General features: G+C 69.7%; 16 protein-coding genes. 8 read left to right on the top strand and 8 right to left on the bottom strand.

What is annotated here, in order from left to right; translation table 11 throughout:
* Positions 1 to 131: 131 nt before the first annotated feature.
* The 5 genes from AC0699_RS30995 to AC0699_RS30975 all read right to left on the bottom strand — a co-directional run bounded on the left by AC0699_RS30995 (position 132) and on the right by AC0699_RS30975 (position 5,373).
* Positions 132 to 812, bottom strand: a complete 681-nt coding sequence (locus AC0699_RS30995) for a response regulator (protein WP_478667069.1) — start codon at positions 810 to 812, stop codon at positions 132 to 134.
* Positions 809 to 2,110: a sensor histidine kinase gene (locus AC0699_RS30990; protein WP_478667067.1), complete on the bottom strand. Its 1,302-nt coding sequence runs from the start codon at positions 2,108 to 2,110 to the stop codon at positions 809 to 811. The genes AC0699_RS30995 and AC0699_RS30990 overlap by 4 nt, the downstream gene beginning before the upstream one ends.
* Positions 2,111 to 2,407: 297 nt before the next feature.
* Complete coding sequence (locus AC0699_RS30985) at positions 2,408 to 3,295, bottom strand: DUF4429 domain-containing protein (protein ID WP_478667065.1); 888 nt, start codon at positions 3,293 to 3,295, stop codon at positions 2,408 to 2,410.
* An 86-nt stretch (positions 3,296 to 3,381) separates the two neighbouring features.
* Entirely contained in the window at positions 3,382 to 4,596 is a 1,215-nt protein-coding gene (locus AC0699_RS30980) for an alpha/beta hydrolase (RefSeq protein ID WP_478667063.1), read from the bottom strand.
* 87 nt (positions 4,597 to 4,683) lie between these two features.
* Complete coding sequence (locus tag AC0699_RS30975) at positions 4,684 to 5,373, bottom strand: TetR/AcrR family transcriptional regulator (protein WP_478667061.1); 690 nt, start codon at positions 5,371 to 5,373, stop codon at positions 4,684 to 4,686.
* Positions 5,374 to 5,500: 127 nt separating this feature from the next.
* Here AC0699_RS30975 and AC0699_RS30970 point away from each other — a divergent pair, with 127 nt between their 5' ends.
* Together AC0699_RS30970 and AC0699_RS30965 are read left to right on the top strand one after the other, a co-directional pair.
* Complete coding sequence (locus AC0699_RS30970) at positions 5,501 to 7,105, top strand: MFS transporter (protein WP_478667059.1); 1,605 nt, start codon at positions 5,501 to 5,503, stop codon at positions 7,103 to 7,105.
* A 152-nt stretch (positions 7,106 to 7,257) separates the two neighbouring features.
* Positions 7,258 to 7,620, top strand: coding sequence for a peptidase inhibitor family I36 protein (locus tag AC0699_RS30965; RefSeq protein WP_478667057.1), 363 nt, complete (start codon positions 7,258 to 7,260; stop codon positions 7,618 to 7,620).
* Here AC0699_RS30965 and AC0699_RS30960 read toward each other — a convergent pair.
* Together AC0699_RS30960 and aceE are read right to left on the bottom strand one after the other, a co-directional pair.
* On the bottom strand, positions 7,601 to 8,377 hold the full coding sequence (locus AC0699_RS30960; protein ID WP_478667055.1) for a potassium channel family protein: 777 nt from the start codon (positions 8,375 to 8,377) through the stop codon (positions 7,601 to 7,603). The genes AC0699_RS30965 and AC0699_RS30960 overlap by 20 nt on opposite strands.
* Before the next feature lie 51 nt (positions 8,378 to 8,428).
* Positions 8,429 to 11,176, bottom strand: a complete 2,748-nt coding sequence (aceE, locus tag AC0699_RS30955) for a pyruvate dehydrogenase (acetyl-transferring), homodimeric type (protein WP_478667053.1) — start codon at positions 11,174 to 11,176, stop codon at positions 8,429 to 8,431.
* Positions 11,177 to 11,515: 339 nt separating this feature from the next.
* Between aceE and AC0699_RS30950 the strand changes: the two genes are divergently transcribed.
* From AC0699_RS30950 to AC0699_RS30925, 6 genes are all read left to right on the top strand, one after another.
* A complete protein-coding gene (locus AC0699_RS30950; protein ID WP_453658658.1) occupies positions 11,516 to 11,944 on the top strand; it encodes a DUF3052 domain-containing protein in 429 nt (142 codons plus the stop codon).
* 113 nt (positions 11,945 to 12,057) lie between these two features.
* Entirely contained in the window at positions 12,058 to 12,516 is a 459-nt protein-coding gene (locus AC0699_RS30945) for a peroxiredoxin (RefSeq protein WP_478667051.1), read from the top strand.
* A gap of 201 nt (positions 12,517 to 12,717) precedes the next feature.
* Positions 12,718 to 13,293: a TerD family protein gene (locus AC0699_RS30940; RefSeq protein WP_469768557.1), complete on the top strand. Its 576-nt coding sequence runs from the start codon at positions 12,718 to 12,720 to the stop codon at positions 13,291 to 13,293.
* A gap of 92 nt (positions 13,294 to 13,385) precedes the next feature.
* Complete coding sequence (locus AC0699_RS30935; RefSeq protein ID WP_478667049.1) at positions 13,386 to 13,961, top strand: TerD family protein; 576 nt, start codon at positions 13,386 to 13,388, stop codon at positions 13,959 to 13,961.
* 153 nt (positions 13,962 to 14,114) lie between these two features.
* Positions 14,115 to 15,245: a DUF475 domain-containing protein gene (locus AC0699_RS30930; RefSeq protein WP_478667047.1), complete on the top strand. Its 1,131-nt coding sequence runs from the start codon at positions 14,115 to 14,117 to the stop codon at positions 15,243 to 15,245.
* A 121-nt stretch (positions 15,246 to 15,366) separates the two neighbouring features.
* Positions 15,367 to 16,104 carry a TerD family protein gene (locus AC0699_RS30925; protein ID WP_478667045.1) on the top strand — a complete coding sequence of 246 codons (738 nt, stop codon included), beginning with the start codon at positions 15,367 to 15,369 and terminating at the stop codon, positions 16,102 to 16,104.
* A 44-nt stretch (positions 16,105 to 16,148) separates the two neighbouring features.
* Here the strand turns inward: AC0699_RS30925 and AC0699_RS30920 are convergent, their stop codons facing one another.
* Positions 16,149 to 17,066 carry a TerD family protein gene (locus tag AC0699_RS30920; RefSeq protein WP_478667043.1) on the bottom strand — a complete coding sequence of 306 codons (918 nt, stop codon included), beginning with the start codon at positions 17,064 to 17,066 and terminating at the stop codon, positions 16,149 to 16,151.
* Positions 17,067 to 17,256: the final 190 nt, after the last annotated feature.

Raw genomic sequence — 17,256 nt, 5'->3', positions numbered from 1 at the left:
AGGGGGTGGACGACCCCGCGGCGATCCCGACGGCGGCGCGCGGCCTTACCCGGCGGGGCCGGCCCGCGGCGCCCCGCAGAGACACCGCGACGGGCCCGCGGCCCCGGGGCGATCCCGCGGCGGCCCCGGGGCTACTGGTCGCCGGGGGTGACCAGTCCGGACTCGTACGCGAAGACGACCGCCTGCGCGCGGTCGCGAAGACCGAGCTTGGCCAGGACGCGGCCGATGTGGGTCTTGACCGTCTGTTCGGCGAGGATCAGACGGCCCGCGATCTCCTGGTTGGACAGGCCGCGGGCGATCAGTGCCAGGACCTCCGTCTCGCGCGGGGTGAGACCGTTCAGGCGGAGCGAGGCGCGGTCCTTGCGCGGGGCGGGGCGCTGGGCGGCGAAGTCGGCGATGAGGCGGCGGGTCACCGAGGGGGCGAGGAGGGCCTCGCCCGCCGCGACGACCCGGACCGCCGAGATGAGGTCGGCGGGAGGGGCGTCCTTCAGCAGAAATCCGGACGCGCCCGCGCGCAGCGCCTCGTAGACGTAGTCGTCCACGTCGAAGGTGGTCAGCATCAGCACCTTGGGGACATGGACGACGCCCGGCGGCGGCTGGAGGATCTCGCGGGCCGCGGCCAGACCGTCCAGCTCCGGCATGCGTACGTCCATGAGGACCACGTCCGGGTGCGTGGAGCGGGCCACATCGACGCCCTGGCGGCCGTCCGGTGCCTCACCGACGACGTCGATGTCCGCCTGCGCGGCCAGCAGCGCCGCGAACCCCGCGCGCACCATGGCCTGGTCGTCGACGATGATCACGCGGATGGTCAAGTCGAGTCCCCCTCGGTCTTCAGCGGCATGCGTGCGGCGATCCGGAAGCCGCCGTCGGGCAGCGGACCGGTGTCCAGGGTGCCGCCGGTCAACCGTACGCGCTCGCGCATGCCGACCAGACCGTGTCCCGTACCGGTCGTCTCCAGCGGCTCGGCCGACCCGGTCGCGGGGCCGTTGACCACCAGCACCGTCAGATACGTGTCGTCGGCCTTGACCGACACCCGGGTCGCCGCGCCCGGCGCGTGCCGCACCACGTTCGCCAGGGCTTCCTGCACGATGCGGTACGCGGAGAGGTCCACCGCCTGCGGCACCTCGCCCAGCTTCGCGGGGAGCGACAGCTCGGCCGGAACTCCGGCCCGTACCGTCGCCTCGACCAGCTGCTGCATCCGGTCGAGCCCCGGCTGCGGCGCCCGCTCGCCCTCGGAGCCGTCGCTGCGCAGCACCGCGAGCAGCCGCCGCATCTCCGAGAGCGACTCCCGCGCGCTGGAGGCGATGGTCGCGAACTCCTCCTGGGCGGCTTCCGGCAGCCCCTGGATCCGGTACGGCGCCGAGTCCGCCTGCACGGTGATCACCGACATGTGGTGCGCCACCACATCGTGCAGCTCGCGCGCGATCCGCGCCCGCTCCTCCAGCAGTGTGCGCTGTGCCCGCTCGGCCTCGCTGATGGTCTCCTGCTCGGCCAGCTTCCGCTGTACGTCGCCGCGTTCGCGCAGTGCCGCTCCGATGACGAGGACCACCCCGCTGAGCACGAACAGCAGCACGCTGCTCGTGTCGCCGTGCTTCGGGGCCAACTGGCCCAGGACGAACCCGACCCCGCCGGTCAGCAGCCAGACCGTGATCAGTGTGCGGCGCGGCTCGCGCAGTGCCAGGGCCAGCATCAGGAAGACGTAGCCGACGACGACCGGCGGGGGCCACGGCCAGATGGTGTCGCGCATCGGCGGCAGGCCCGCGAGGTTGAGGGCGCAGACGATGTCGACCGGGAAGATGATCCACCAGGCCTGCAGCGGCCGGTGCGCGATCAGCAGCAACGGCGCGGCGGACCCGGTGGCGAGCGCCCCGGCGAGTCCGGCGTTCATCCCGTACAGGGCGGTAAGGACATTGATCGTCACCGGCAGCAGCGAGGACGTGAGCGCGAGCACGACGGCGTACGGCAGCACCCGCCGCCACCGCTTCGGGGAGTCGGCGAGCAGCGCGGCCTTCGCGTGCGTGGGGTGTGCGAGGCCCCGCAGGGCCTCCCGCACATAGCGCCGGCCTGCGCCGAGCAGGGCGCCGGAACGAGGCATGGGTGTCTGGGGCATGGCCCGGTCAAGGGTAGGCGGCCGACGGTACGGCGGCGTCATACCGTGGAGCCGGGCGCGATGTCATACCCGGGTATGAGGTCCTCGGCCGGCTGCGACCCGGCGGCCGGGCTCCGACGGCGGCTGCCCCGCCCCCGGTCACCCCGCACGCCCTGACGGCAACCGGCCCGCCCCGGTCACCCCCGCACGTCCCGACGGCGGCCGCCCCGCCCCCGGTTGCCCGCCCCCGGTCACCTTCGTCTCAAGCGCCCCGGCGCCCAAGGGGGTTCGGGGGCGTCAGCCCCCGGAAAGATCCCCCTACAGTTCCGCCAGCAGCTCCGCCTTCTTCGTACGGAACTCCTCGTCCGTCACCAGCCCCGCACTGTGCAGCTCTCCCAGATGACGTATCCGCTCAGCGACCCCCGCGGGGTCGTGCGCGACCGACCCGGGCGGGTGCGGGGACGGAGGGAGCGCGGGGGACGAGCCGCGGACCGCTTCGAGGACCGCCGCGGCGAAGGGGAGGGACTCGTGCACCGGGCCGTAGCCCAGGCCGAAGACGACCGCGGTCGGGTCCTGGTCGGCCTGGGCGGGCTGGTCGGCGGACCCGGACCCCGACCTGGAGCCGGCGCGCGGCAGCAGTCGCAGGTAGCCGTCGAAGACGTCGGGGGAGCGCCACTCGACCCCGCTCAGCTCGGCGACCGGGAAACTCTGGTCGCCCGCCTTCCACTTGGCGGTGGACGCGCCGCTCCACGACCAGCGGAACGACACCTTGTCCCCGTCGAACGTGGCCTTCCCGTCGTACGCCTTGAACTGCAGCGGCGCCGCGACCGAAGACACCAGATACTTCCCGGCGGGCTCAGGACCCGGTTCCGGGAGCATCGCGCGCAGTTCGTCCGCGTAGTACTCGGCGAGCGTCTCGCGGTCCGCCGGCAGCACCAGCCGGTACGGGTCGCAGCCCTCCTTGAGCTGCCCCGCGGCCGCGTCCATCAGCGGATCGGCGCCCGGTCTCGGCACCGCGTGCAGCACCACCGTGCCGCGTTTGCCGGGGGAGAGGGTCACCGACTCCAGCGCTTCGAGGGGGATGCGCCGTTCGCCCAGCGTCTGGAACAGCTTCGGTGTGCCGCGGTTCCCCCGTGTGAAGCGGATGAGTACGGCGTCCGGTTCGAACTCCCAGTCGGCATGAATTCCGGCCAGCACATCACCCATGCGCCTCATCGTATGCGGCGTGCGCCCGCGCGTCGCCCCCGAGCGCAAAGCGGACGTATGCGCCCCGCTTCCGTCCTCTACGCGCGTCAGACCTCTTCCGCACCGTAAATTCCACTGCGACACGCGCTGTTGCCGTCCGCGCAGCTGACCTTCCGGTACGAACCGATGCCTATCTCGGCGAAGTTGCTGAGGCTTTCGGTACCCGGCTCGAAATAGCCGGTGTGCCCGACCGCGCCCGCCGCCGAAAGCACCCGCGCGCCGAAGTCCGGAGCCATCGGATCGGGGCCGTGGCCGAGCCCGCCGACGTTCAGATTCGGCACGTCCTGGATCCAGTCGTCGCTGTCCCGCATCGCCCAGACGCGCGCTTTCGTCCGCAGCTGGGCCGCGCTCTCGGCGCGCATGCCGGGGCTGCCGGCGACGGCCATGTCGGCGACGCGGCCGGGCAGTTCACGGGCGGCGACCCCGCACACCACGGAGCCGTAGCTGTGGCAGAACAACGACACCTTCGTGTCGCGGCCGGGCAGCGCCGAGGTCAGTGCCACCAGCCGTTCGGCGCCGTTCGCGGCGAGCCGTCCGGTCGAGGCGTCCAGCCCGATCCCGGCCGGCGAGGTGTAGTCGGCCCAGGCGATGACCGCGGTACTGATGGAGGGCGCGGCGGCCTGCTCCGCGGCGTACAGCGACTGCGCCATGCCCACCGGGGCCGTGTACTTGCGCCGGGTCTTCTCGAACGTCAGGAGAGTGGTGTCGACGCCCGGGACGATCACCGAGACCCGCTGGGCGCGGTCGAGACTGCCGAAGACCTCGGCGACCCGGCCCTTGCCGGACGGGTCGAAGGCGAGGATCTGCCGGCCCGGGCTCAGTAGCGACTCGTACCGGTGCATCCGCCGGCCCGCCTCGAGGCGGCCGTCCGTGGAGAGCCTGCTGTCGTGCATCCGCGACTGCTCCACCTGGCGCGCCTGGGCGAGCGCGACGCGGTTGGCCCGGTAGCGCAGTGTGACCGGGGCGCCGTTGAGGTTGCCCACCACGAGCGGGTGACGGTCCGCCAGCGCGGCCGCCTGCCGCTTGCTGATGGACGCGAAGAATCCGGCCAGCAGAGCGGGCGGCGAGTCGGGGTCGGGCAGCGCCCGAGTGCCTATCCGGGCGTGGTCCCAGGCGGCGAGTGCGACGTCTCTGGGTTCGCCGGGACCGCGCTGATGTCGTACGGCGGTCCAGCCGGTGGTGGCCAGCAGCACGAAGACGACGGCAAGAGCGAGGAGGGCGCGCCAGACGTTCAGTGTGGGGGAGGAGTCGAAAGCAGTCACTGGGGGGACAGCCTAGGGGCCGCTCGGGGACGCTCGCGAAGACCGTGAGAGAGATCACGCGCCCGAGGGGCGGAGAGGGGCGTGTGGCTACTTTCCGTGTGCGCCGGTCGTACGCTCTGGTGTGCCCGGAGTCGTCGAACGGGCGGCTGATGAACGCCAGTCCGCGGCGAGCGCGGGAGCCAGGTGGTCGAGGTAGCTCTCGGTCAGTTCCCGGATGGCGTCCATGCTGGGGTCCTCGCCCTGCCCCCAGAGCCGGCCGGTCACCCGCATCACTCCGGTGAACGCGGCGACGGCGACCCGCGGCCGGGGGTCGGAGTCCACGTCGAGGCCCTCGCGGTCGGCGATCAGCCGGGCGACCTCCTCGTCCAGCTCCGCGGAGCGGCGCAGATGGACGGCGAGCAGTGCGGGCGTCGACTCGATCATCCGGTACGTCCGCATGTACAGATCGACGGGGACGACCGCCTCGATGGCCTCGCCGAGGTTGTCCCAGGCGGTCCGCACCGAGTTGCGCATCGCCGCGAACGGGCCCTCCTCGGCCGGCCGTTCGCGCAGGGCCGCCACGAAGTGGGACTCGACCATCTCCTGGACGGCGAAGGCGGCCTCTTCCTTGTTGGCGAAGTACCGGAAGAAGGTCCGCTGGGAGACCTCGACGGCGTCGGCGATCTCGTCGACGGTGGTGTGCTCGTACCCCTGTGTCGTGAAGAGCTCGAGCGCGGCGCGCAGCAGGGCGTCGCGGGTGCGCTGCTTCTTCAGCTCACGCAGTCCGGTTCCCGTCACCTCTCGGCCTTCTCTCTGCTGTCATTGCGCCGCTTTTCCCAGCTCAGCGTACCTGTGAGCTACATGACAGTTACCGACTCATGAAATGCTTTGTCAACTGTCAGTCGCTGACATTAGCTTGGAACGCATGACTAGTCAGACCACCGTCGAAAAGGCGCCGGCGGACCACGGTCCCGTACCGGCGCCGGCCAAGGGGCTCCGCGGCCACCCCTGGCTGACGCTCTTCGCCGTGGCCATCGGCGTGATGATGGTCGCGCTGGACGGCACGATCGTCGCGATCGCCAACCCGGCCATCCAGAAGGACCTGGGCGCCTCGCTCGCCGATGTCCAGTGGATCACCAACGGTTATCTGCTGGCGCTCGCAGTCGCGCTGATCACCGCCGGCAAGCTCGGTGACCGCTTCGGCCACCGCCAGACCTTCCTCATCGGCGTCTCGGGCTTCGCCCTCGCCTCCGGGGCCATCGGCCTCTCCGACTCCATCGCTCTGGTGGTCACCTTCCGCGTGCTCCAGGGCCTCTTCGGCGCCCTGCTGATGCCGGCCGCGCTCGGCCTGCTGCGCGCCACGTTCCCCGCCGAGAAGCTGAACATGGCGATCGGCATCTGGGGCATGGTCATCGGCGCCTCCACGGCCGGCGGCCCGATCCTCGGCGGCGTGCTCGTCGAGCACGTCAGCTGGCAGTCCGTCTTCTTCATCAACGTGCCGGTCGGCGTCGTCGCGCTGGTCCTCGGACTGGTCATCCTCAAGGACCACCGCGCCGAGAACGTGCCGAGGTCCTTCGACATCCCCGGCATCGTGCTGCTGTCCGGCGCGATGTTCGCCCTGATCTGGCCGCTCATCAAGGCCGGAGAGTGGGGCTGGGGCTCGGTGAGCACCCTGGGCTGGCTCGCCGGGGCGCTGGTCCTCTTCGCGCTGTTCGCCGTCTGGGAGAGCAAGGTCGGGGAGCCGCTCATCCCGCTGCGGCTGTTCCGCTCCGTCCCGGTCTCCGCGGGCACGGTGCTGATGGTGCTGATGGCCTTCGCCTTCATGGGCGGCCTGTTCTTCGTCACCTTCTATCTGGCGAACGTGCACGGCATGAGCGCCGTCGACAGCGGTCTGCATCTGCTGCCGCTCACCGCGATGATGATCGTCTCGTCGCCGCTCGCCGGAGCGCTCATCACCAAGTTCGGCCCGCGCATCCCGCTGGTCGGCGGCATGGTGTGCACGACCGTCGCGATGTTCGGCATGACCACTCTTTCGGCGGACACCGGCACGCTGCCGATGTCCGTCTGGCTGGCCCTCCTCGGTCTCGGCCTCGCGCCGGTCATGGTCGGCGCCACCGAAGTCATCGTCGGCAACGCGCCGCTGGAGCTGTCCGGTGTGGCCGGCGGTCTGCAGCAGGCCGCCATGCAGGTCGGCGGCAGCCTCGGTACGGCGGTGCTCGGCGCGGTCATGTCGGCCAGGGTCGGCTCCGACCTCGCCGGGAACTGGGCGGACGCGAAGCTTCCGCCGCTCCCGCCCGAGCAGCTCGCCAAGGCGAAGGAAGCGGTCGAGGTCGGGATGGCCCCGGTCGCCCCTCAGACCCCGAAGCCGGTCGCCGCGCAGATCACCGAAGTCGCGCACGACACCTTCATTTCGGGGATGCACATGGCCTTCACCGTCGCCGGAATCGTCGCGGTGCTGGCCGCCGGGGTCGCTCTCTTCACCAAGCGCGGTGAGAACGCGGACGCAGGTGCGGGCGCGGCCCACATCTGACGTCAATCGCGTGGTGCGACAGTCCCGCCGGATGCCTCCGGCGGGGCTGTCGCCTATCCGGGTGACCGTCCACGGCAGCCCTTCCGCGTCCCCGTCACCACCGGTCAGGGTTGCGGGTAAGTGATCCACGACGACACGGGGGTTGATCCACCATGCGTACGACCGTCCTCGCCGCCGCCCTGGCCGCGACCGCCCTTCTGGCGCCCACCGCCTCCGCCGCGCCCCGGCCCGCGCCCGGCGCCTGCGGCCCCGGCGAGCTGTGCCTCTGGCAGGAGCCCGACTTCGAGGGGACCAGGCACGTGTACGACCTGTCCGGGCTCGACATCGAGTCCTGCGTCCTGCTCCCCGCCGGCACCACCGCCCAGGCCCTCGCCAACCGCACCGGACGGCCCGTCACCACCTACCAGTCGGCGGAGTGTGCGGAGACCGGCGAGTTCGACACGTACCCGGGCGGCGGCACCTGGGTGCCGCAATCCCCGTACAAGGTGCGGGCGTTCAAGCTGTGGGAGACGTAGGGGCCTGCCCGGGCATGTCGGGCACGGCGCGCGTCGCTCCCGACAGTTGCGCCACCTCCGCCCGCAGCTCCTGGACCTCCCTGGTCAGGGCTTCGAGGAGCGCCGTCTGCCGGCGCTCCTCGGCGTTGTCGAGCTCGAAGCGGGAGATGAACCAGGCCGCGATGTTCGCCGTCACCACACCGAGCAGGGCGATCCCGGACAGCATCAGCCCGACCGCGAGCACCCGCCCGAGGCCCGTCGTCGGTGCGTGGTCCCCGTATCCCACCGTCGTCATCGTGGTGAACGACCACCACACGGCGTCACCCAGCGTCTTGATGTTCCCGTCGGGCGCGTCCCGTTCGACATGCAGCACCGCGAGCGAGCCGAACATCATCAGCCCGACCACCGCCCCCGCCACATAGGTGGTCAGAGTGATCTGCGGCGCCATCCGGGCCCGCCGCCCCACCAGCAGCAGCGTCGAGACCACCCGCAGCAACCGCAGCGGCTGCACCAGCGGGAGGAGCACCGCCAGCAGATCCAGCGGATGCTTCCGGACGAACAGCCGCTTGTACGGCGCCAGCGTCAGCCGTACGACGTAGTCGAAGGCGAACGCGCCCCACACCACCCACTCCACGACGATGCAGACCTGATGCACCCAGCGCTGTGCGTCGGGCGCCACGATCGGCACGGCGTACGCGACGCCGAACACCACGGCGAGCACGATCAGTGGCCCCTGCGTACGCGCTTCCCAGCGGACCTGGGCCGTTCGTTCCTTCATGGGGCGCATCGTAAAGGTGCGCGGGGGGACGAAGTCCCCCCGCGCGTGAAGCTACGCGTCTCCGCCCGCCGCACCCGGGTCGGCCGCCGCCACGTCCAGCAGCTGGTAGCGGTCCACCGCCTGCTTCAGCACGGAGCGGTCGACCTTGCCGTCCTTGGCGAGCTCGGTGAGCACCGCCAGCACGATCGACTGCGCGTCGATGTGGAAGTAACGGCGCGCAGCACCGCGGGTGTCCGCGAAGCCGAAGCCGTCCGCGCCCAGCGAGCTGTAGCGGCCCGGCACCCAGCGGGAGATCTGATCCGGCACCGACCGCATCCAGTCGGAGACGGCCACGAACGGGCCCTCCGCGCTGCTGAGCTTCTGCGTCACGTACGGGACGCGCTGCTCCTCCTCCGGGTGGAGCAGGTTGTGCTCCTCCGCCGCGACGGCGTCGCGCCGCAGTTCGTTCCAGGACGTCGCCGACCACACGTCGGCCCGTACGTTCCACTCTTCGGCGAGCATCTTCTGGGCCTCGAGCGCCCACGGCACCGCGACACCGGACGCCAGGATCTGCGCCGGGACCGCACCGGCCTCGCCCGCCTTGAAGCGGTGGATGCCCTTGAGGATGCCCTCGGCGTCCACGTCCGCCGGCTCCGCGGGATGCTGGATCGGCTCGTTGTAGACGGTCAGGTAGTAGAAGACGTCCTCGCCGTGCGGGTGCTCGTCGTCGGAGCCGTACATCCGCCGCAGACCGTCCTTGACGATGTGGGCGATCTCGAAGCCGAAGGCCGGGTCGTAGGCGACACAGCCGGGGTTCGTGGAGGCCAGCAGCTGCGAGTGGCCGTCCGCGTGCTGCAGACCCTCACCGGTCAGGGTCGTACGTCCCGCGGTCGCACCCAGCACGAAACCGCGCGCCAGCTGGTCGGCCATCTGCCAGAACTGGTCGCCGGTCCGCTGGAAACCGAACATCGAATAGAAGACGTAGACCGGGATCAGCGGCTCGCCGTGCGTCGCGTACGCCGAGCCGGCGGCGATCAGCGAGGCCGTGCAGCCCGCCTCGGAGATGCCGTCGTGCAGCATCTGACCGGTCGGGGACTCCTTGTACGCGAGCAGCAGGTCACGGTCCACTGCCTCGTACTGCTGGCCCAGCGGGTTGTAGATCTTCGCGCTCGGGAAGAACGAGTCCATTCCGAACGTGCGGTACTCGTCCGGCGCGATCAGCACGAACCGCCTGCCGATCTCCTTGTCCCGCATCAGGTCCTTCAGCAGCCGGACGAACGCCATGGTGGTGGCGATCGACTGCTGACCGGAACCCTTCTTCACAGCCGCGTACGTCTTCTCGTCCGGCAGGACCAGCGGCTTCGACCGCACGACCCGGGTCGGGACGTACCCGCCCAGCGCCTTGCGGCGGTCGTGCATGTACTGGATCTCCTCCGAGTCGCGGCCCGGGTGGTAGTACGGCGGCGGGCCGTCCTCGAGCTGCTTGTCGGTGATCGGCAGCCGCAGCCGGTCGCGGAAGCCCTTGAGGTCGTCGACCGTCAGCTTCTTCATCTGGTGGGTCGCGTTGCGGCCCTCGAAGTTCGGACCGAGCGTCCAGCCCTTGACGGTCTGGGCGAGGATCACGGTCGGCTGGCCCTTGTGGGCGCGGGCCGCCGAGTACGCCGCGTAGATCTTCTTGTGGTCGTGGCCGCCGCGTCCCAGCATCAGGATCTGGTGGTCGGTCATGCCGTCGACCATGGCGCGCAGCCGGTGGTCGTCGCCGAAGAAGTGCTGACGGATGTAGGCACCCGTCTCGGTCGCGTACGTCTGGAACTGACCGTCCGGCGTCGTGTTCAGCTTGTTGACCAGGATGCCGTCGCGGTCCTGCGCGAGCAGCGGGTCCCAGGAGCGGTCCCAGACCAGCTTGATCACATTCCAGCCGGCACCGCGGAACTGCGACTCCAGCTCCTGGATGATCTTGCCGTTGCCGCGCACCGGGCCGTCGAGGCGCTGCAGGTTGCAGTTGACCACGAAGGTCAGATTGTCCAGGCCCTCACGGGCGGCGATGGACAGCTGGCCCAGCGACTCGGGCTCGTCCATCTCGCCGTCGCCGAGGAAGGCCCAGACGTGCGACGCGGAGGTGTCCGCGATCCCGCGCGCCTCCATGTAGCGGTTCATCCGGGCCTGGAAGATCGCGCCGAGCGGGCCGAGGCCCATCGACACGGTCGGGAACTCCCAGAATCCCGGCATCAGCCGCGGGTGGGGGTACGACGACAGACCGTTCGGGTACTTCGACTTCTCCTGGCGGAAGGCGTCGAGCTGCGTCTCGCCCAGCCGGTCCAGGAGGAACGCCCGCGCGTAGATACCGGGCGAGGCGTGGCCCTGGAAGAAGATCTGGTCGCCGCCGTCGCCCTCGTCCTTGCCGCGGAAGAAGTGGTTGAAGCCCACGTCGTAGAGGGAGGCGGAGGAGGCGAAGGTGGCGATGTGCCCGCCGACGCCGATTCCGGGGCGCTGTGCGCGCGACACCATCACCGCGGCGTTCCAGCGGGTCGCGTTGAGGACCTTGCGCTCGATCTCCTCGTTGCCGGGGAAGAACGGCTCGTCCTTGGTCGCGATGGTGTTCACGTAGTCCGTGCTGCGCATCTCGGGCACGGCCACGCGCTTCTCGCGAGCCCTCTCGATCAGACGCAGCATGAGGTAGCGGGCGCGCTCACGGCCGCGCTCGTCCACGGCGGCGTCGAGCGAGTCGAGCCATTCCCGGGTCTCCTCCGGATCGAAATCCGGGACCTGGCTCGGAAGGCCGCCAATGATGATCGGGTTGCGATCGGATCCGGAAGCCACGCTTTTCCCTCGCTGGTCGGTTGCTGTGTCGTTTCGCCGGTCACCATCGTGTACCCCCGGGGAGCAAAACGTCATCTCTACCGAACGGTAACCAACCACCCCCGATTGGCGGACCGCGGGCTCGGAAGCGTACAAAGGTGGCGAAGGGGTGAGTGGATCTCACCAGGGCGGACGGAGCCCCGGCCGGTAGTTGCGGCGAGACGGCCGTAAACGTCACCGTTTCGGCGGTCTCAACGGCCGGGTACTTGCGCGATCCGTCCCGCCCGTGTGGACTACGGCCAATGCCTCGCGTACGCGCGCGGCTGAAGCATTTTCCGAAACAAGATCAGGAGGCAAGCCGTGAGCGCGACCGCGGACCACGCGGAGGAGCGGACCAACCCGGCGGCGAGGCTGGGGTTCGAGCCCGGACAGGTGGTCCAGGAGATCGGCTACGACGATGACGTCGAGCACGAGCTCCGTGAGGGCATTGAGGCCGTGATCGGCCAGGAAATCGTCGACGAGGACTACGACGACGTCGCGGACGTCGTCCTGCTCTGGTTCCGCGACGAGGACGGCGACCTTACGGACGCACTCGTGGACGCCATCGGTCTGGTCGACGACGGCGGAACGGTCTGGCTGCTGACGCCGAAGACCGGCCGTGACGGCTACGTCGAGCCCAGCGACATCAACGAGGCCTCCCAGACGGCGGGCCTGTCGCAGACCAAGAGCATCAATGCGGGCAAGGACTGGACCGGCAGCAGGCTGGTCACGCCCAAGTCCAAGCGCTGAGGCGCAGCTGTAGAGGGCCCCCGCCGACGACCGTCGGCGGGGGCCTTGTGCGTAGGGTGGACGCCACCGGCACGGACCGGTGCCGGAGCGGCCAGTGAAGGGATGCGTGAGTCATGGCGATCGAGGTCGGCACCTTGGCCCCGGACTTCGAGCTGAAGGACAACCACGGGCGGACGGTGACCCTCGCCGAGTTCCGTGGTGAGAAGAACGTGGTGCTCCTCTTCTACCCCTTCGCCTTCACGGGCGTGTGCACCGGTGAGCTCTGCGCACTGCGCGACGAGCTGCCGCGGTTCGTCAACGGCGACACCCAGCTGCTCGCCGTCTCCAGCGACTCCATCCACACCCTGCGGGTCTTCGCGGAACAGGAAGGCCTGGAGTACCCGCTGCTGTCGGACTTCTGGCCGCACGGCGAGGTCTCGCGGGCGTACGGAGTCTTCGCCGAGGACAAGGGCTGCGCGGTGCGCGGCACCTTCATCATCGACAAGGAGGGCGTGGTGCGCTGGACCGTGGTCAACGCCCTGCCCGACGCGCGGGACCTGACCGATTACGTCAAGGCCCTCGACACTCTGTGACTCCCCGGCCCCGGGCCGCAGTGCTTGTCCGGGGGACACCCACCCGGAACCCCCGGCCGCTGTGCTTGTCCGGGGGACACCCCCCGGAACCCCCGGCCGAAAGACTGTTTCGTCCGGGAACCGGTCACTAGGATCCAGTCGTTGATCCGAATGCCAACGCACGACGGGGGCGCTGCCCCTGAAAACCATATGGGAGGACTCGTGGGAGTCAGCCTCAGCAAGGGCGGCAACGTCTCGCTGACCAAGGCCGCCCCCAACCTGACCGCGGTCACCGTCGGTCTCGGCTGGGACGTCCGTACCACCACCGGTACCGACTTCGACCTCGACGCCAGCGCCCTGCTGGCCAACGCCGAGGGCAAGGTCACCGCCGACGGCAACTTCGTCTTCTTCAACAACCTGAAGAGCCCCGACGGCTCGGTCGAGCACACCGGTGACAACCTCACCGGTGAGGGCGAGGGCGACGACGAGCAGATCAAGGTGAATCTGAGCGGAGTCCCGGCCGACGTCCAGAAGATCGTGTTCCCCGTCTCGATCTACGACGCCGAGACCCGCCAGCAGTCCTTCGGCCAGGTGCGCAACGCGTTCATCCGCGTCGTGAACCAGGCCAACGGCGAGGAGCTCGCCCGGTACGACCTGAGCGAGGACGCCTCGACCGAGACCGCCATGGTCTTCGGTGAGCTGTACCGCAACGGAGCGGAGTGGAAGTTCCGCGCCATCGGCCAGGGGTACGCCTCGGGTCTGCGCGGCATCGCGCAGGACTTCGGCGTCAACGTCTGAGCCGACATCACCTCAGTGTCCGGCGCCGCACACCATCCGTGCGGCGCCGGACGCGCCTGTAGTTCCGTACATCCAGGGGAGGACTCACCGTCATGGGCGTCACGCTCGCCAAGGGAGGCAACGTCTCCCTCTCCAAGGCCGCACCTAACCTCACCCAGGTCCTCGTCGGGCTCGGCTGGGACGCACGCTCCACCACCGGAGCACCCTTCGACCTCGACGCCAGCGCGCTGCTCTGCCAGTCGGGGCAGGTGCTCGGTGACGAGTATTTCGTGTTCTACAACAATCTGACGAGCCCGGAGGGTTCGGTCGAGCACACCGGTGACAACCTCACCGGCGAGGGCGAGGGGGACGACGAGTCGCTCATCGTGGACCTCTCCAAGGTGCCAGCCCACTGCGACAAGATCACCTTCCCGGTCTCGATCCACGATGCCGACAACCGTGGCCAGACGTTCGGCCAGGTCAGCAATGCCTTCATCCGCGTGGTCAACCAGGCGGACGGCCAGGAGCTCGCCCGCTACGACCTGAGCGAGGACGCCTCGACCGAAACCGCGATGATCTTCGGCGAGCTGTACCGCTACGGCGGCGAATGGAAGTTCCGGGCCGTAGGGCAGGGGTACGCGTCGGGGCTCCGGGGCATCGCTCTAGACTTCGGAGTCAATGTTTCCTAAAACATTGCTCCGGCCCGGTCCAAGTCCGGGCCCGCCCTCAGGGTCTTGTGCTGGGGGTCCGGGGGTCGCCCCCCGGGAGACATCAGCGTGGAGCCGCGTGCGGCACGGGGGAGACCCGCTACGGCGGGGCCCGTACAACCGATGGGATAGGCAGTGGTCCTGAGAACATTCGGCTGGTCGTTCGCCATTACAGCGATCGGCCTTGCATTCGCCGCCTGGCAGTGGGGGTGGGAGGCGTTCGGGATCGTCCTGATCCTGTCGGTCCTCGAGATCTCGTTGTCGTTCGACAACGCGGTCGTCAACGCCGGAATCCTGAAGAAGATGAATGCCTACTGGCAGAAGATCTTCCTCACGGTCGGCGTGCTCATCGCGGTATTCGGTATGCGGCTGGTCTTCCCCGTCGCGATCGTCGCCATCAGTGCCAAGGTCGGGCCCATCGAGGCCGTGAACCTCGCGCTGGACGAGCCCGAGAAGTACGAGGCCCTGGTCACCGACGCGCACCCGGCCATCGCGGCCTTCGGTGGCATGTTCCTGCTGATGATCTTCCTCGACTTCATCTTCGAGGAGCGGGACATCAAGTGGCTCGCCTGGCTGGAGCGCCCGCTCGCCAAGCTCGGCAAGATCGACATGCTGTCGGTCTGCATCGCCCTGATCGCCCTGCTGATCAGCGCCATGACCTTTGCGACCCACGCCCACACCAGCACCGGCTACGCGGACAAGTCCGCCACCGTGCTGCTCTCCGGCGTCGCCGGTCTGATCACGTATCTGATCGTCGGCGGCCTCTCCGGCTACTTCGAGAACAAGCTGGAGGAAGAGGAGGAGCGCGAGCACGAGGAGGAGGAGAAGGCCAAGGCCGAGGGCAAGCAGGTCTCGGCGGTCGGCCTGGCCGGCAGGGCGGCGTTCTTCCTCTTCCTGTACCTGGAAGTCCTGGACGCGTCGTTCTCCTTCGACGGCGTGATCGGCGCCTTCGCCATCACCAACCACATCTTCTGGATGGCGCTCGGCCTCGGTATCGGCGCCATGTACGTCCGGTCGCTCACGGTCTACCTGGTCCGCCAGGGCACCCTCGACGACTACGTCTACCTGGAGCACGGCGCGCACTACGCGATCGGCGCCCTCGCCGTCATCCTGCTCGTCACCATCGAGCACGAGATCAGCGAGATCATCACCGGTCTCATCGGCGTCGTGCTGATCGCCTGGTCCTTCCTCTCGTCGGTGATGCGCAACCGGCGGCTCGCGGCGGAAGAGTCCGAGGAGAAGGAGCTCGCGGCGAAGGAAGTGTGACGCCGCAGGGTTTGAGGAACGCTCTCAGCGGGGCGGCCAGGAGGCACACCGGCCTCCGGGCCGCCCCTCGCGGTTGTATCGGGACCGGCCCTAGCGGGGCCGGCGCAGGCAGGGGTGGGACATGGCCTTCTGGGACGGTTTGTGGCGCGGCAGGGCAGCGCAGTTCGACTCGGGCAGTGCCTCGACCAACTCCATCCAGCTGACCAGAAGGCACCCCCAGGTCTCGCTCAGCAAGCAGGGCGCCGCCACCGGAAACCTCCGGGTCAACCTCTCGTGGCGGATGCGGACGTCCGACATCGAGGGCCGCTCCAAGCAGAGCGGCCGGCTGCTGAGGCACCCCTTCAAGCTCTTCAAGCCCGATGTGGTCCAGGCGCACACCCAGGGCGTGGTCAATGTGGACCTCGACCTCGGCTGCCTCTACGAGCTGACGGACGGCAGCAAGGGCGTGGTGCAGCCGCTGGGCAGCTTCTTCGGCAGTCTCAATGAGCCGCCCTTCGTGCGGCTCAGCGGCGACGACCGGTTCGGCGCCCCCTCCGGCGAGACGCTGTTCGTCAATCTCGACCACCGTGAGTCGGTCAAGCGGCTGCTGTTCTTCGTCTACATCTACGACCGGACCCCGGCGTTCGACCGTACGCACGCGAAGGTGACGCTCTACCCGAGCAACGGGCCGCGCGTGGAGATCGAGCTGGACGAGCGCGCCCCGCAGGCCCGCTCGTGCGCCGTCTTCATGGTGGAGAACGTCAAGGGCGAGCTGATCGTGCGCCGTGAGGTGAAGTTCGTGTACGGCTTCCAGGCCGAGCTGGACCGGCTGTACGGCTGGGGACTGCAGTGGGGCCGCGGCTACAAGACCAAGATCTGAGCAGCCGATCTGAGCAGTCGATCCGAGCAGCCGCCCGCCTGCCGCTACTGCCGGATGAACTGGGGACCCATCGGGGGCAGCCGGAAGTTCGGGTCGGGCGCCGGGGCGGCCGCGGCGGCGGGCTGCGGGTAGCCGTACGCGGGCTGCGGATCCGCGGTGGGCGCCGTCGCCGGCTGCGGATAGCCGTACGCGGGGCGCGTCGCCGGAGAAGCGGGCTGGGGGTAGCCGTAGGCCGGCTGGGTCGCGGGCGAGGCCGGCTGCGGGTAGCCGTAGCCGGGCTGTGCCTCCGGCTGCGGCTGTGCCTGCGGCTGGGTCTGAGCCTGTGGCTGGGCCTGGGCCTGGGCCTGGGTCTGAGCCTGAGCTTGCGGCTGCGGCTGAGCCTGGGTCTCGGGCCGGGCGGGCGGCTCCTCCGCCGGGGTGCTGTCGTCCACCGAGATGCCGAAGGCCGTGGCCAGGCCGATCAGCCCGGTCGGGTAGCCCTGACCCACCGCGCGGAACTTCCAGCCCTCTCCGCGCCGGTACAGCTCACCGCAGATGATCGCGGTCTCCTCGCCGGTCTCCGGCCGGACGTCGAACACGGCCAGCGGTTCGCCGTCCGACGTCGCGGCGTCGTACAGCATGATCCGCAGATCCGGTACGCCCGAGAAGGTGCCGCCGTCGGAGGAGGCCGCGATGACCACCTGGTCGACCGAGGCGTCCAGCGAGCCGACATCCGCCTGGACGGTGTCGGTGAGCCCATCGGCGAGACGCTTCTTGGGCAGCAGCCGCACCAGCCCGGAGGGGTGGCGGGGCTGGTTGTAGAAGACGAAGTCCTCGTCGGCGCGCACACGGCCGTCGGAGCCGAGCAGCAGGGCGGAGGCGTCCACGTCCGGGACCCCGGCGCCGGTGGTCCAGCGCAGAACGGCTCGGACAGCGGTCGCCCCGAGCGGAACGTTGGAGCCCTTCAGCATCGCGTGCGTCATGCCCGTCATCCTGCCTTCCCACGCCCCGCACGGACAACGCGGGGGCGCCAGGGCATGTCCCGGCCCGGTACGGGGCAGCCTGTGTCGGGGACGCGAAGGGGACGAGTTACCTGGATTTCATGCCCTTGGGGAACTCTTGACACCTGTCCCTACGTACTATTACCGGCCACCAAACGACAGGGCCGCACAG

Source organism: Streptomyces sp. NPDC043870 (assembly GCF_056435785.1).
This window is presented reverse-complemented; position numbering and strand designations above follow the sequence as displayed.

Bases quoted from the DNA above. Each gene is read 5' to 3' on its own strand.
- AC0699_RS30935 (WP_478667049.1), top strand. From the start codon at position 13,386: ATGGGCGTCACGCTCGCCAAGGGAGGCAACGTCTCCCTCTCCAAGGCC.
- AC0699_RS30990 (WP_478667067.1), bottom strand. From the start codon at position 2,110: ATGCCCCAGACACCCATGCCTCGTTCCGGCGCCCTGCTCGGCGCAGGC.
- AC0699_RS30985 (WP_478667065.1), bottom strand. From the start codon at position 3,295: ATGGGTGATGTGCTGGCCGGAATTCATGCCGACTGGGAGTTCGAACCG.
- AC0699_RS30945 (WP_478667051.1), top strand. From the start codon at position 12,058: ATGGCGATCGAGGTCGGCACCTTGGCCCCGGACTTCGAGCTGAAGGAC.
- AC0699_RS30925 (WP_478667045.1), top strand. From the start codon at position 15,367: ATGGCCTTCTGGGACGGTTTGTGGCGCGGCAGGGCAGCGCAGTTCGAC.
- AC0699_RS30960 (WP_478667055.1), bottom strand. From the start codon at position 8,377: ATGAAGGAACGAACGGCCCAGGTCCGCTGGGAAGCGCGTACGCAGGGG.
- AC0699_RS30970 (WP_478667059.1), top strand. From the start codon at position 5,501: ATGACTAGTCAGACCACCGTCGAAAAGGCGCCGGCGGACCACGGTCCC.
- AC0699_RS30920 (WP_478667043.1), bottom strand. From the start codon at position 17,066: ATGACGCACGCGATGCTGAAGGGCTCCAACGTTCCGCTCGGGGCGACC.
- AC0699_RS30965 (WP_478667057.1), top strand. From the start codon at position 7,258: ATGCGTACGACCGTCCTCGCCGCCGCCCTGGCCGCGACCGCCCTTCTG.